General features: G+C 37.1%; 14 protein-coding genes, 1 pseudogene and 1 riboswitch. All 15 genes and pseudogenes read left to right on the top strand.

Annotated elements, in window-relative coordinates; translation table 11 throughout:
- On the top strand, positions 1–194 hold a 194-nt coding region (locus tag IWB18_RS11565), incomplete at its 5' end, for a cobalamin B12-binding domain-containing protein (protein ID WP_408626615.1).
- An 84-nt stretch (positions 195–278) separates the two neighbouring features.
- On the top strand, positions 279–725 hold the full coding sequence (locus IWB18_RS12735; RefSeq protein ID WP_332310693.1) for an FMN-binding protein: 447 nt from the start codon (positions 279–281) through the stop codon (positions 723–725).
- Positions 726–1403: 678 nt separating this feature from the next.
- Entirely contained in the window at positions 1404–2651 is a 1248-nt protein-coding gene (locus IWB18_RS11575) for an RtcB family protein (RefSeq protein ID WP_195683780.1), read from the top strand.
- A gap of 162 nt (positions 2652–2813) precedes the next feature.
- Entirely contained in the window at positions 2814–4067 is a 1254-nt protein-coding gene (locus IWB18_RS11580; protein ID WP_195683781.1) for a radical SAM protein, read from the top strand.
- A 129-nt stretch (positions 4068–4196) separates the two neighbouring features.
- Positions 4197–5252, top strand: a complete 1056-nt coding sequence (locus IWB18_RS11585) for an inorganic phosphate transporter (RefSeq protein WP_195683782.1) — start codon at positions 4197–4199, stop codon at positions 5250–5252.
- Between the two features lie 12 nt (positions 5253–5264).
- Positions 5265–5897, top strand: coding sequence for a DUF47 domain-containing protein (locus tag IWB18_RS11590; RefSeq protein WP_195683783.1), 633 nt, complete (start codon positions 5265–5267; stop codon positions 5895–5897).
- A 170-nt stretch (positions 5898–6067) separates the two neighbouring features.
- Positions 6068–6748 carry a fructose-6-phosphate aldolase gene (locus tag IWB18_RS11595; RefSeq protein WP_195683784.1) on the top strand — a complete coding sequence of 227 codons (681 nt, stop codon included), beginning with the start codon at positions 6068–6070 and terminating at the stop codon, positions 6746–6748.
- A 259-nt stretch (positions 6749–7007) separates the two neighbouring features.
- Positions 7008–7113, top strand: a riboswitch (TPP riboswitch).
- 116 nt (positions 7114–7229) lie between these two features.
- Complete coding sequence (locus tag IWB18_RS11600; RefSeq protein ID WP_195683785.1) at positions 7230–7829, top strand: YkoF family thiamine/hydroxymethylpyrimidine-binding protein; 600 nt, start codon at positions 7230–7232, stop codon at positions 7827–7829.
- 16 nt (positions 7830–7845) lie between these two features.
- The gene (locus IWB18_RS11605) at positions 7846–8436 is read left to right on the top strand and encodes an ECF transporter S component (protein ID WP_195683786.1); all 591 of its coding nucleotides are present in this window, start codon (positions 7846–7848) and stop codon (positions 8434–8436) included.
- Positions 8436–10121, top strand: coding sequence for an ABC transporter ATP-binding protein (locus IWB18_RS11610; protein ID WP_195683787.1), 1686 nt, complete (start codon positions 8436–8438; stop codon positions 10119–10121). The genes IWB18_RS11605 and IWB18_RS11610 overlap by 1 nt, the downstream gene beginning before the upstream one ends.
- Entirely contained in the window at positions 10090–10866 is a 777-nt protein-coding gene (locus IWB18_RS11615; protein WP_195683788.1) for an energy-coupling factor transporter transmembrane component T family protein, read from the top strand. Before IWB18_RS11610 ends, IWB18_RS11615 begins: the two co-directional genes overlap by 32 nt.
- Before the next feature lie 427 nt (positions 10867–11293).
- On the top strand, positions 11294–11746 hold the full coding sequence (gene lpdD, locus IWB18_RS11620) for a prenylated flavin chaperone LpdD (protein ID WP_195683789.1): 453 nt from the start codon (positions 11294–11296) through the stop codon (positions 11744–11746).
- Positions 11747–12200: 454 nt separating this feature from the next.
- Positions 12201–12905, top strand: coding sequence for a TetR/AcrR family transcriptional regulator (locus IWB18_RS11625; protein WP_195683790.1), 705 nt, complete (start codon positions 12201–12203; stop codon positions 12903–12905).
- A gap of 456 nt (positions 12906–13361) precedes the next feature.
- Positions 13362–14477: a uroporphyrinogen decarboxylase family protein gene (locus IWB18_RS11630; protein ID WP_195683791.1), complete on the top strand. Its 1116-nt coding sequence runs from the start codon at positions 13362–13364 to the stop codon at positions 14475–14477.
- Between the two features lie 349 nt (positions 14478–14826).
- Positions 14827–15085, top strand: a pseudogene (locus tag IWB18_RS11635) (methyltetrahydrofolate cobalamin methyltransferase); the annotation flags it as partial.

Here is a 15085-nt window from a genome sequence, read left to right on the forward strand (position 1 = left end):
CTGCATCAGGACTTCTTACTACTACAATGCCTGCACTTAAGCAGACATCGCTTGCACTTAAAGAAGCAGGATTCACCGTAATCGTAGGTGGAGCACCTGTAACACCTGAGTATGCAGCAGAAATCAAGGCAGACGGATACGCTCCTGATGCTGGTAGCGCTGTAACTAAAGCCAAAGAATTGATAAAAGCATAATAACTTGCATGTAAAATATTCAATACAGAGAGTTACACAGAGGTTGGTTTTAAACCAGGTGTTTATGCCGTTAAAAGTGCTGGTATTAACGGTGACATTGAAATGGAAGTGACATTTACCGAAACAGAGATTAAAGATATTAAAATCTTAAATCATTCAGAATCTGCAGGTATATCTGATCCAGCATTTGAGCGTATACCGAATGAAATTATTGAAACACAATCTTTGAATGTGGATGTTGTATCAGGATGTACAATGACTAGTAATGCTTTGTTATCTGGAGTTGAAGAAGCTGCTAGTCTGGCTGGAGCAGACATTGAAGCTTTAAAAGCAAGAGAAGGGAAAGTCACTGGCTCAACAGAGAAGATAGAAAAGACAGCAGATGTTGTGATTGTTGGTGGCGGCGGCGCAGGATTGATTGCTGCAACTTCAGCTTTAGAAAATGGGGCAACGGTGATATTAGTTGAAAAACCGGCTGCCTTGGGAGGAAATACTATTCTTGCAGGTGAAAATGCAGCAAATAATAAATAATTTTAAAATTGTCTAGTAAAGTACAGATGAAGTCCCTTTATTTAAATATTAGTACTAATTTTTTTGAGGAGCCGTATGAAAGTTTGTAAAAATCTCCAAACCGATATCGAATAAAATCAGTTTGGAGATTTTTATATCTACAAGTAAGTCATAGATTTAAATCTGATTTTTTTCATAGTTCAAAATTCCTAAAAAAGAACTCTCGACTCTTATTTCTAAAGTTCAAAGAATCCTTATTTATTCTTATTATTTGAATAAACAATTCAAAAGTTCACTGGTTTATCTAAGGGTATTTTTGTGCTGCGTAATTGTATGAGAAGTTCAGTCTACGATTAGATGGCCTGAAAAATAAACTTTATCCTTTATTTGCGCGTGCTTTTGACTGCAGAATTACTTTTACGCGGTCATTACGTTGTGAAACGAATATATAAAAGATATAATGTTTATAAGAGCAAAGAGAAATTTCCATGAATATATCAATAATAGAATCACCAAAGGATTTTTAACCGGTCATTAATTATGAATAGTTATATATTATTGTGCGGACCGAAAGCATCCGAACTATCATGCTTTCGAAGTTTAAAAGTATCGGAAAAAATTGCACGTTTTTAGTGTGAAACTACCAAACATGCTAAGCAAGTGTATGCAATGATGATATTCATGCAGGGAGGAAATGCTATGTTTACCATATATGATCCAAACGAACAGAAGTGGCCTATTAAGGTATGGCTTGAAGACGTAAAACAGATCGAAGCTGTATGCCTTAAACAGGCAAAAAACTTGTCCAATCTGCCTTTTATCCATAAGTGGGTCGCACTTATGCCTGACACTCACTCAGGTTATGGAATGCCCATAGGTGGCGTTATAGGAACTGAAAAAGTCATAATTCCAAATGCTGTAGGTGTCGATATAGGTTGCGGGATAAACTATATACAGACCGATATTCCTATAAAGCCGCTTCTTTCAATCGATACTCCAAACGGTAAACTGGCTCAGGCTATAGTCGGTGATATACTACGGAATTTACCCACAGGATTTGAACATCACAAAAAAAGACAAGAATGCAAGGTTATAGATGATTTCTTGGCAGATATGAAAAAATCAGAGATAGGTAGCGATCCCGAAGAACTCTTGAAGGAATTGGAGAGTGCATATTATCAGGTAGGAACTTTAGGCGGAGGAAACCACTTCATAGAGCTTCAGACTGATGATAGCGGATATCTGGGTCTAATGGTCCACTCGGGCTCCAGAAATCTCGGCAAGAAGATATGCGATCATTTCAACAATAAGGCCATAGAGTTAAACAAATCGGACGATTTGTCTATTCCGGCTGAATGGGATTTGGCATATCTTACAACTGAAAGTGAAATTGGAAAACAGTATATCCGTTGGATGAATCTGGCACTGGATTTTGCCAAGGAAAATAGATCTCGCATGATGGATTTGGTTGTAGAAAAGGTAAAAATATTGACTGAAAAATATGCTGGTATAAATAAAGTGGAACTTTCAAACAAGATAAATTGTCATCATAACTATGCATCTTTTGAGGAGCACTATGGAAAGATGGTGTGGGTCCATAGGAAAGGGGCTATCAGAGCCGGAAAGGGAGAACTTGGAATAATACCCGGAGCTATGGGGAGTTATTCATATCTCGTTGTGGGAAAGGGGAACCCCGAAAGTTTTTTATCTTGTTCTCACGGAGCCGGACGACGAATGAGTCGAAGTGAAGCCAAAGCGAAGTATTCAGTGCAAGACACCGTGTTCGACTTGAAATCATTAGGTGTATTTTTAGGCAAGCAAAAGCGTAGTGACATAGGTGAAGAATCCAGATTTGCTTACAAGGACATTCAGTCTGTAATCGAAAATGAACTGGATTTAATTGATCCGATACACCGGCTAAAGACTATAGCTGTAATTAAAGGGTAAAGATAGAACTGAGTAAATCCTAAGATAAAGCCATGATCAAGGTGAAACAATTCAACAGATGCTTTTGATGTTGAAAGAGACAAAAAAACTTTAAGTCATGTCACAAAGCCACCCAACGAAATTATAAATGTGCATTTCAAATTTGTGCATGGAGATGAATATATGTTGCTTACTTCACTTCTCAGAATTATTTTGACAAGATCTTTTAGGCCTTTTGAATTTAAAAATGATTATGAAAACAAACTGGAATATGAATCGTTGGAGAATCTGGGGTTATACGTTCATATTCCGTTTTGTAGATCATTATGCAGTTTTTGTCCTTATTGCAAAGAGAAGTTCGATAAAGAAAGGGCAGACTTGTACAAAGTGGCTTTATTAAAGGAAATAGAATTGGTCGGCAAGTATCAGAAAAACAGAAAGAAGGTTACCAGTCTTTACTTTGGGGGTGGTACGCCAGCACTTATGATAGATGACCTCTGCGATATAATCGATAGGTTGCAGCAGTATTTTGAGATTACCGGTGGGATAGGAATAGAGCTTCATCCCGATGATATTATCGAAGTAAATCTGCAGAAGTTGAAAGCGGCTGGGATAAGCATGGTGAGTTTAGGGATTCAATCGCTTGACGAGGATTGTCTTGAAAAACTTGGCCGGAGTAATAGAGACTTCATCCAAAAAATGGATCTGGTTAAGAAAGCAGAATTTGAAGTAATAGACGTGGATCTGATATTTGCGATACCGGGTCAAACAGAAGAGACACTTTTAAACGATATTGATATGACTTTTAAAATGGGTGCGACTCAAGTTTCAACATACCCTTTTATCGATTTTACCTTTGCAGACAATAAATATAAGCCAATGGGAAAAAAGAAAAAGAAAAAGCTTCTTAGAGTTTTGAGTGATCACTGTTCAGTCTGTGAGATAAAGAGAACTTCTGTATGGACATTTGCCAAATCTGAGACCAAGAAGTATTCTTCTGTAACTAGGGATGCGTTTTTGGGGTTCGGGGTGTCCTCTACCACTCTCTTGAAAAATACATTCAAGATAAATACTTTTTCAATCGAAGAATACATAAAGCGTGTAGATTCCGAATCTTTGCCTACAGCCTTGACGATAAATTTTACCCCAAGGCAAAGAGCTGTATACTATCTTTTCTGGAGCGCATATGGTATGGAACTTGATCCTGTCAAGTTCAACAGAACGCTGGGAGCATCTCCTGAGAGTTTTTTTAAATTTGAACTTTGGTTTGCGGAAAAGATAGGTTTTGTTAAAAGGGAAAGAGGAATATACAGGCTTACTGACAAGGCGTCTTACATATATCATAATGTAGAGCAAGCTTATACTACTGCATACATAGACAAAATGTGGGGGCTTCTTAGATTAAATCCATTTCCTGAGAAAATGATTTTAAAATAAGCATATGAAATAAGAAACAACGTGCAGTCCGCGTTGCTTCTTATTCGAGTGTTATGGAATGTAAAACGGTAAAAGTATATTACAGAAGATCTGTTTACAGTGATATACGGGTGTTTTTGGAGGTAAGTTATGGACTTAACCATGATAGATTTTTGGCAGAAAATGTTCGCGCAACCTGAACTGTTTTTTACTGTGTTATTGACTTTGGGAGTTTTTCTGGTCAATGGATGGACTGATGCGCCAAATGCAATCGCTACTTGCATAACCACTAGATCTTTAACCGTCAGAAAAGCTATTGCAATGGCTGCTGTCCTAAATTTCTTTGGTGTGTTTTTGATGATGATGATAAACTCTACCGTAGCTCAAACCATTTATAGAATGGTTGATTTTGGCGGAGATTCCAAGCAGGCTTTGATTGCTCTTTGTGCTGCAATGGTGGCCATTGTCACTTGGGCAACTCTCGCGTGGAGATTTGGATTTCCCACGAGTGAAAGCCATGCATTGATTGCCGGAATTTCCGGTGCGGCTATCGCTTTACAAAATGGATTGGGTGGGATCAATGGAGGCGAGTGGATCAAAATTATTTACGGTCTGATCTTTTCATTGTCTTTTGGAATGGGTCTTGGCTATTTCACGACACTTTTCATTCAAGTATTGTTTAAAGACTGGAATCAACGGCAATTGACACCATTTTTTAAAAGAGCTCAAGTAATAGGTTCGGGAGCTATGGCGTTTATGCATGGCGCTCAAGACGGGCAAAAATTTTTGGGCATTTTCATGCTTGGAGTATTTTTGTCTCAAGGGAAGGCCGGCGGAACAGATTTTACCGTTCCACTTTGGATAACCATCTCATGTTCTTTGATCATGGCTGTCGGCACTTCAGTTGGAGGAATTCGGATTATTAAGACTGTTGGCTTGGATATGGTCAAGATACGTCCATATCAAGGGTTTTCTTCGGATTTTGCCGCATCGATAACGTTATTGCTTTCGTCTCTGTTTGGATTTCCTGTTAGCACGACTCACACGAAGACAACGGCCATTATGGGATCAGGTCTGGCTGTGCGCATCGGAAGCATAAACTGGAATGTTGTAAAAAATATGGTTTTCGCATGGGTTTTGACTTTTCCGGGGTGTGGAGTCCTTGGTTATTTGATGTCAAAGCTGTTTTTACTTGTATTTTCTTAAGGGAGGAGAAAAATGAAACTGTTTGGTAGAGAAGATAAATTTGACTACTTAATATTCTTTGATCGATTTTCCAAATATGCTGTTGACGCAGCCAAATATTTGGATCAAGTTTTGACTCACTTTGATCAGATTTCTTTGGAAGATCAGATTCAAACAATGCATGAAATTGAAAAAGCGGCAGATTTGGAGAAAAAGCAAATGCTTATTCGTCTCATCGATGAGTTTTTGCCACCTATAGACAAGGAGGATATCATCGATTTATCCCACAAGATAGATGATGTTACCGATGCGATTGAAGAAGTGCTGGTTTCATATTATACTTATCATATTTCCGAAGTGACCAACGAAGCTTTGGCTTTTACCAGAATGATTCGAGATGCATCCTATGAGATGAACAAGTGCCTGGTTGCCATGCGAAATTTTAAGAAATCCAATGATGTTTTTGAATATATCGGGAAAGTGAACCGAATAAAATCGGAAGCGGAAAAGTTATACAAATTAACGGTTGCTAATTTGTACAAGGCAGACGGAGACTCTGGAACAGCGTACGAATATACTGAAATATATAAGGCCATGCGCAAATGTTATTTATGTTGCAAAATTGTTACAAACGGCGTTGAAAAGATCGTAATGAAGAATATTTGAGAAGTAAATCTCAGCTATTGTTGTTCGATTTTATTATAGATCAATAGCATCAAATAGGCGTATATGCCTAGTAAACTGATTTTGATGACGAGATCTCAAGTGCGGCAATTGTTTGTGTCATTTTAATGCAAAATTTAAACAGGAAAACATATAGCGAAAGGAAGATAAGATTGAAGTTTTTAATTGATGATGCCGATATAGAGGCGATAAAAAGAATTTATGAGTTTTATCCAATCGATGGGGTTACAACAAATCCATCTATCCTTGCAAAGAGTGGTAAAAAACCATATGAAGCACTGAAAGAAATTAGAGATTTTATTGGCTTAGACGCAGAGCTTCATGTTCAAGTAGTTGCAGGAGAAGCGGAAGGAATGCTTGAGGATGCTTATAAAATCGTGGAGAAACTGGGAAAGAATACCTATATAAAAATACCATCCATTCCTGAGGGCTTTAAGGCGATAAAAGCTTTAAAAGCTGAGAAAATATGTGTTACAGCTACAGCCATATACACTCCAATGCAAGCATTCATTGCAGGAAAATGCGGTGCTGATTATGCCGCGCCATACGTTAATCGCATTGACAACATGGGGATGAATGGTATAGAAGTGGCAAAAAAAATTCATCAGATCTTTCTATCCAATAATTTTGAAACCAAAGTGCTCGCAGCAAGTTTCAAAAATTCTCAGCAGGTTCTTGAATTGTGCGAACACGGAATCGGAGCCATTACGGCCAGCCCGGATATAATCGAAGGGTTGGTCAAGAATGTGGCAGTCACTTCAGCAGTAGAAGATTTTATTGCTGACTTCGAAATGCTTGCCGGGCAGGGAAAAACAATGAGCGACAGCCTCTGAAATCACAAATCATATAGGAGGTGTCGCTTTCTGAGAATAATGCCTCATAAAGTCTCTTGCTTTAATAAAGGCTTAGCTAAATAGTACGAATTCTAATTTCTCGCATATGATTGACTGATATTTTTTCTGAAACGGATATACATTTGTTTGCGATATCGCTGTAATTTTAGGTGATCCATCTTATCACAAGTTAACAACACAGGCGCACATTGTTAATTTGACAACAGACATGGAGTGTGCTAAAATTAATCACATTGAATTTAAATATTCGGGGTGCTAAATAAGGCTGAGAGTGAACGTTATGTTCTAAACCCGTTAACCTGATGCAGATAATGCTGCCGTAGGGAACATAACTGTCTGATTTTTTGCAACTGAAGTTATCAGGTCATATCCCTATGGATATGGCCTTTTTTGTATTTTGGTAATCGGAGTATTTGTTCAATGTATGAACGGACCAATTAAAAAACAAGGAGGAGATTTAATGGATTTAAAATGTGGAACAAGCGATGTGGTCGGAGCAAGAATAGGTGTATATCCCATGCAAGTTGATTTTGTTGACGTGATCTTGAATGCGGTAAGGGCAACAGATCGATCTGGTTTGGCTGTGATGACCGACGATTTAGGTACTACGATTCAGGGGAAGCGAGACAGAGTTTTCAGTTATGTTAAAGAAGTATTTCTAAGGGCGGCTGATGCTGGTGAGCACGTAGTGGCAAATGTGTTATTTTCGGTTGGTTGTCCAGGGGATGTGCCTGAAGACTTTGACTTTAATGTGGTTGTACCAAAGGCGAGTTTGCCCATCGAGGATATGCAAGTTGCCTGCGCATGGTCTCTTTATCCTTTGGGTAACAAGGGATATTTCGATGTTATCGTAGAGGAAGTTCAAAAGGCCATAAATATTTCAAATCTCGATGTTGCCAGCTACCATTATTGTACACGCCTTGACGGTAAGGCTAAAGACATTTTCGACTTGCTGGAAGCATCCTTTGAAGGGGTATCTAAAAGGATCAGTCATACGATCATTCATGCCACTCTCTCTAAGGGAAGTCCATCAGAGTCTAAAAAAAATATTGTTTTATAGAAAAGGAGAATAAAAAATGATGGAAAAATTTGGTTGGAAATTAAGAGATATAATCGTTTTATGTGTTCTTGGAGTTGCCTTTGGTGCATTGTATCTGGGCGGTATAAGCATTTGGGCTGTTGCAAATGCGGTATTTGGTCCGATAGGTCTGGATATGGTATACGGGATTTGGTTTACCGCATCGATTACAGCTGCATACATTATTAGAAAGCCGGGTATTGCTTTTGGTGCCGAGATGATGGCAGCGCTCGGAGAAGTTATTCTTGGAACACCTTCGGGAATTATGGTGTTTGTAGGAGCAGCCATTCAAGGACTGGGATGTGAAGCTGTTTTTGCCGCTACAGGATGGAAAAAATATTCGACACCTGTCCTTATATTTGCAGGTATGGGGGCAAGCGTTACCAGTTTTATATACAATTATTTTGCTTATGGCTACTCTTCATTTTCCATGAGAATGTTGGTTTCAATGCTGGCTGTTCGATTGGTATCGGGTGCTTTGCTTGCTGGTCTTTTGGGAAAATTGATTGGAGATGGTCTTGCAACTACAGGAGCTCTGTCGTCTTTTCCATTGGGAAATGAAAGGTCTCAAAAGAAGGTCAGCGCATAATGTCAATGATTGAAGTTAGTCACCTGTATGTTGAAATCAACGGTAGGATTATTCTAAAAGATATCAATATTACATTCGAAACAAATGAGCGGATCCTCATATTAGGTGAAAGCGGCTGTGGTAAATCCACACTGCTTTTAGCACTTCTAGGAATTGTTCAAAAGTATGATAATATGAATGTTAGCGGAGATGTACTGATAAACGGAATATCAATTGTGGATATGGAGCCAATAGATTTAGTAAAGGTGTTCGGAATAGTTTTTCAAAATCCTGAAAGCCAGTTTTGTTCTTTGTATCCGAAAGATGAAGTGGCTTTTGGACTTGAGAACCAGTGTGTTGATCCTAATGATATGGAAAACATAATCGAATTGGTAATGAAAGATTTCGACTTTCCTGAAGAAAAAGAGAATTACCCGATCAATATTCTTTCAGGGGGAGAACAACAACGACTTGCCCTCGCGTGTGTTGCCGCAATGGGTTCTGAAATGATACTGATGGACGAGCCTACAGCAAATCTCGATCCTGAAGGAAGAAGACAAGTTATTGTTACAGCAAAAAAAGCGGGCCTTGAAGGAAAAGGTTTATTTGTTGTGGAGCACAATCTCGAGAGTTGGTTGCCGTTTTTAGATAGATTGATCGTTGTGGGCTCTGACGGAACAATATTTTGTGATGGGAATTATAGAGAGATGTTTCATTTGCATTGGAAAAGATTTGTAGAAAAAGGAATTTGGTGTCCACATACATTACAAATTAGCAGAGTTTTAGAAAAGAAAGGTTATACTTTTTATAAAATTCCATGCTGTATCCAGGAACTTAAGGATGAAAATATTTCTTGTAGCATATTGAATCAAGCTGTTTCTGAGTACTTTGATGCAGACCAGAAAGAAGACGAACAATTCAAAAAAGCAGTTTTAAAACTGGAAAGATTGACCGCAGGTTATGGAAGAAACCATATGGTACTGAATTCAATAAATCTAACGGTTTATGAAGGGGATTTTTTTGCCTTGGTGGGAGGAAACGGAAGCGGAAAATCCACTCTTTCTAAAGCTATTCTTAACCTTGTGCCTATTATTGATGGAAGCATTTCAATTTTAGGTAAGGATATCTCTAAATATAAGGCGAATGATGTACATGAAATTATTGGATACGTATTTCAGAATCCTGAACATCAATTTGTCGAGGACACTGTATGGTCAGAATTAGCGTATAGTCATGGTAAACATACAATGGATAAAGACAGTATAAAAAACGAAATTTTCAAATTATTAAAAGACTTTGATCTCGAGAAGCACATAGAGGTAAATCCTTTCAATCTTTCCGGAGGACAAAAACGACGCTTGTCAGTAGCTACAATGCTTATTGGAGATCGAAAAATTTTAATTTTAGACGAGCCTACATTCGGGCAGGATGTAAAAAATACAAATAAAATCATGAAAAAAATGACCCGATTAAACAATCTAGGGATGACTGTGATCATGATAACACATGACCTGGATCTGGTTGACGCTTATGCTAACAGGGTAGCCGTGATGAATGGTGGAGAAATAGTGTATGAAGGAAACACTCGGGGATTGTGGAATGAAAAGAATGTCATAGAAAAAAGCGGTCTTGAGCTTCCCTTTAGAATAAAGATTTTAGAGGAGGTTGGATCCAATGCTTATGAACAACTTCAATCCAACGGCTAAACTAATTGCCAATTTGATTATAGTGATCACAAGCTTGATAGTATTTGATCCCCATACCATGGGTATGCTCTTTGTGATCAGTTCGATTTTTGTTCTGGTTACAAAATCTGTTAATCGAAAAAACCTAAAGGCGATCGTGCCATTGGTGTGTTTTGCAGTTGGAATGCTCTGGATGAATGCTTCTTTAGCAAGAGTTGAAAACCCTCAAATCATTGCAACTCTGGGACCTTTGAGATTCACAGATCAAGGTCTTATCATTGGATTGGTACTATTTTTTAGGATCATGACAATTGGGATCACTTCGATTCTGTTCACTTTTAACACTGAACCTGACGTTTTAATATTGAGTCTCATAAAACAGTGCAGGCTCAATCCAGGTATTGCCTATGGAATGATGACAGCATTGCGATTTTTACCGTCTATGGAATCAGATTTGGAACTTATGAATGCAGCTCACCGAATACGCAATGTACGAAATAAAAAGTGGAATTTAAAGAAAAATTCATGGTATAAAAATGCCATTCCGTTGTTGGCTGCAAATATAAGAAAAGCTGAAAGAGTTGCTATAGCCATGGAAGCCAGAGGTTTTCAAAGTGATATGAAACGGACATATTATCGGACAGTGAATTGGGGCCGAAGGGATACCATATTTGTAGCTCTGACTGTGCTAATCGTTTGCGCAATTGTATTGTTTTCAAACAGTATGGGATGGTTGATTTGCTTTAAGGGGTGGCGCGGATTTTGAGTGGAAAACATAAAGTTAAAGAAGTTCAGTGTAAAAAAGCTGCTAATGAAACGCTGAATCTAACGAAAGAGATGATTCGAAGGCGAATTGGAGAGATTCCAGACGGAGTATAAGAGGCAACAGACTTCATTGAGGATGATGGATTTCAAGACAGAAAAATTAAAATCAATGTTTTAGTTAAAATATCAGGGGACAAAGTAATTCTTCATTCCAGTGGTGGAGGGTGAGGAAATCCCTTAGAGAGAAATGTAAATAGTTGGCTGAGGATGTAAAAGACAAAATATCAGCCTTGCTGCAGCAGAAGAAATTTACGGTGTAATTATAACTGAATTTAGAATCGATATAAACGCGACAATCAAGCTGTGAGAGAAAAAAAGGAAAGAGTCGAGCAATAGTGAATGTTATGCACAATGAAATAAGGCAAATCATGGAAAAGTCTATATCTTTGACATCAGGAAACGGATCACTTGCGATAACTTATGAAATTGTATTTATTGGTAGTGATATTCAGGTTATAATTAGTGGTGGAGAAGTTCATATTGGGAGCGTTTCTATAGGTGAAAACGGTCATGTAACTACCTGGACAAGCAGCGGACATAAAGATGATGCTTTGTCTGAACCCTTGGCAAGAGCTATTTCAAGAGAGTTTTGCTGTGTTTGTAATGTGAGTACAGGCTTCCATCTTGATAATCAGTCTAATCGTGAGATATCTGAAGTACTTAACAATAACAGGTATGGCATGGACATTGGAGGAAACATTAAACTTGAAATCGTATTTATCGGTGCTATAGGATATGATGTAAGCGGACAAATTGGAGGTATAATAGGGATGGCAATCGGTATCGTTATTGGATTTCGAATTCTAAAGAAGCTTAAATAAAATATTATTAAAAAAGAATATCATAACTTTAAATTTTTACAAGACAGCCAAATCACTGTAGTTGTTCGCCGATTGGCTGTTATTTTAGTTCGACAATTACACATAAATTCTCCCTGTAATAATAAACAAGATTATAATGTTTAGTAGAAGGGAGCATCATTTGAAAACTTTGTGAAAACATCATCAGTAATGAAATAAAACTATCCAGAGAACATAGAAAAATTTTGCACAACAATCCTTATGATGAGAGTATTATAATAAAAAATATCGGATGATGTTGTATCACGATGAGCTTATAGTATGTTAGGATTTAAGAACTCTGGATAAGTGGATTTCATCAGTTTAAATTGATGTTGGAAATCACTATTTGTAGCTGAAGTTTTTTAATTGTCAATTTTTCGGTCAATGATTTATTTTTAATGTTATAATCTAAAGAAAAAAGGAGTTATCATATATGCAAAGTGACAAAGATATGAAAGACATCATATTGGAAAATTCAATCAAATTGTTTTTTAAACTGGGTTATAACAAGACTACGATGAGATTGATTGCAACAGAAAGTGGGATTAAACACCCATCGATATATAAGCATTTTAAGAATAAAGATGAAATCATGAGTATTTTTGTGTTTCGATATATTAGAGGTATAGTTAAAATGACTCAGCGCTATATTCTTGATCATATAGGTATTTCAAAACACGATGCATTCTTGTTCTATTGGACTGCTCATTTATATTATTCGAGTTACGATGAACGTTTTCGCAGATATCAACTTGAACAACTAAATACAAGTTCCAATCAGATACTCAATGTTAATAATGATTATTTTGCCCAAGTATTTACAAACATTATGCATTGGGAATTTAACAAGACACCTAAGGAGCATAAAATTTATTCCCAAGTCTTGTATAGCATTGTAATTATTATATCCAACATGTATATGAAAGAAGAAATTGAAATGAGCTTTGCTTTATCGGAGATGTTTGACCTAATGTACTCGGTAGTCGGTGAAAAAAATCCTGTAGATGAGGACTATGTAAAAAAATTCATTGATGCGTTGGATTTTGATGCGTATTTAAATAAAGATCTTTTGGAAGATGTTTTTTTATCAGATTTTGGGACCGCATACAAAGGGACAAGCAATGATCTATTCTCTTGATATAACATATAATAACTGCTCCGGCAGTTTTTTTATTGCCTTAAAGATACCACGGTAGCCTTAAAATAAACTCTTGCATTAAACTAAACTGAATAATATAGCAGCTTATAAGCAATATTATGAAGGTTTGAGCTGAAAAATAATAATATATATTGACAAATATATAAAATCAAGTTATTATGAAGCTACCATGGTATCTTTAAAGATTTGCTTTAAATCGTTACCGGTTAACACATTGCTTTTTTGAGAAGTTTCGAAAACAGAGTTATGTTTAAGCAAGATAAAAGAAGTAGCTTGTGGAAAAGGTGCATAGGTAATGTGAGCCGAATGAAAAACACTTTTTATTTTGCACTTCACTCTAAATGTAACGTTATGAACATATCCTGAAGTGTACGAAGCAACGAATGAAGCGATCGATAAGTGAAGCCAATAAATGTTTTAAAAGGAGAAGATAAAATGTCAAGACCAGTTTTTAGTCCAACAGAATTTGAAGTTACAGGGATGTACCCTGGTGTGCAAACGGATATGTTTGAGATTTATGGGTTACCATCTCTACCGGAATATCCTAAGCTAAACCGCCCAATTTCAGCGAAAGAAAATTGGAAACTTCTATTTGAAGGAGCTAAGCCATATTGGATCCCTTCAGGTGGATGGATGTTTTGTGATATTAATGTTTTTCGCCCAAGAATTAATCCTGACAATGTAGCGTGCCATATCGTATTTGATGGAGAGGATATGTATCCATATCAATCAAATAAAATGAAAAGCTCATGGTTCGATCTTGAGTGGGAGTATGTGAAAGATGCAGGAGGCGCAACAGTACATCCTGGGAATCCCAAGGTTAAAGATATTAGTAAATGGGAAGACTATGTTTCTATGCCGAACTTGGATGAACTCGACTGGGAAAGCTGTAAAAATAACAATGTAAATTTTCTAGACGTAGATAAAGCAAACCAGCTTGGTATTCTATCTGGACTTTGGGAGCGACTTATGGCAGTAATGGACGTAGAGAATGCCGCAATTGCTATGATAGATGAAGATGAAATAGATGGAGTTAAGCGATTCTTTGATCAATACACAAATGTCTTGATTGACTATATTCGCAGAATGAAAGATATTCTTCCCATCGATGCTGTCTTGATTCATGATGACTGGGGACATCAGCAATCAACATTTTTTTCTCTGGATACTTATCGTGAAATGCTTGTCCCATACTACAAGAGAATAATAGATGCGGTTCACGAATTGGGAATGTGGTTCGAATTGCATAGCTGTGGAAAGAATCAAACACTTGTTCCGGCATATATCGAAATGGGTGTTGATCTCTGGTGTCCACAAGATATGAATGATATCGACACATTATTTGAAACATATAACAACGATATGATTGCATTCGGAATTCCGGAGCCGGCAATAAATCCAGATGCATCTGAAGAAGAAATTAGGGCCATAGCTGCAGAGTGGGTCGAAAAGTTCAAAGATTACAAGGTAGTTCAGAATTTCAAGGCAACGCCACCTAGTTTTACAGCATATATTTATGAATTTAGTAGAAAAGCTTACCAAAATGTATAGGTCTTGAGCTTATTTAAGATAGTATCTGAAGATTCTCTTGGTAGAAATACTTTTAATGCTTTTATATACCTGTTATGATATATTTATACTTATGTGAAAGCTAAACAGCGAAAAATTAGTATAAATGAATTATTAATGTCCTAGAGATCGTTTTCATGCACATAATAAGTTGAGAATGATCATCGATATAGTTGATCATCCTGAAACTTTAAATGTACTTTGTGTCAGTGAAATAATAATATATTAATTTGTGTTTTGATAGGGCATGGCTATATAATGAATATTTCAAAAAAGAAAACTTTGAAATGATGAATTTGAAATTAGAAAGTTACAACAAAAGGAGAAAAATATGATAATTATCGGAGAAAAAATCAACGGATCCATACCTTCAGTAGCGAAGGCCATTGCAGCGAAAGATGCTGATTTCATCAGAAATCTTGCAAAGATCCAAACGGAAGCAGGAGCAACTTTTATTGACGTGTGTGCATCAGTAGACGACGACATCGAACTTGAAACAATGAAGTGGTTGATCGACCTGGTACAGGAAGTTACAGACACACCTATCGCAGTAGACAGCCCCAACGAAATGACTTGTCTGGAATCAATGA

This window comes from Alkalibacter mobilis (genome assembly GCF_015594845.1).
Classification (GTDB): Bacteria; Bacillota; Clostridia; order Eubacteriales; family Alkalibacteraceae; genus Alkalibacter; species Alkalibacter mobilis.

Coding starts and splice junctions, on each gene's coding strand:
- IWB18_RS11590 (WP_195683783.1), top strand. CDS start 5,265: ATGAAACTGTTTGGTAGAGAAGATAAATTTGACTACTTAATATTCTTT.
- IWB18_RS11600 (WP_195683785.1), top strand. CDS start 7,230: ATGGATTTAAAATGTGGAACAAGCGATGTGGTCGGAGCAAGAATAGGT.
- lpdD (WP_195683789.1), top strand. CDS start 11,294: ATGGAAAAGTCTATATCTTTGACATCAGGAAACGGATCACTTGCGATA.
- IWB18_RS11630 (WP_195683791.1), top strand. CDS start 13,362: ATGTCAAGACCAGTTTTTAGTCCAACAGAATTTGAAGTTACAGGGATG.
- IWB18_RS11580 (WP_195683781.1), top strand. CDS start 2,814: ATGTTGCTTACTTCACTTCTCAGAATTATTTTGACAAGATCTTTTAGG.
- IWB18_RS11625 (WP_195683790.1), top strand. CDS start 12,201: ATGCAAAGTGACAAAGATATGAAAGACATCATATTGGAAAATTCAATC.
- IWB18_RS11605 (WP_195683786.1), top strand. CDS start 7,846: ATGATGGAAAAATTTGGTTGGAAATTAAGAGATATAATCGTTTTATGT.
- IWB18_RS11610 (WP_195683787.1), top strand. CDS start 8,436: ATGTCAATGATTGAAGTTAGTCACCTGTATGTTGAAATCAACGGTAGG.
- IWB18_RS11575 (WP_195683780.1), top strand. CDS start 1,404: ATGTTTACCATATATGATCCAAACGAACAGAAGTGGCCTATTAAGGTA.
- IWB18_RS11585 (WP_195683782.1), top strand. CDS start 4,197: ATGGACTTAACCATGATAGATTTTTGGCAGAAAATGTTCGCGCAACCT.
- IWB18_RS11615 (WP_195683788.1), top strand. CDS start 10,090: ATGCTTATGAACAACTTCAATCCAACGGCTAAACTAATTGCCAATTTG.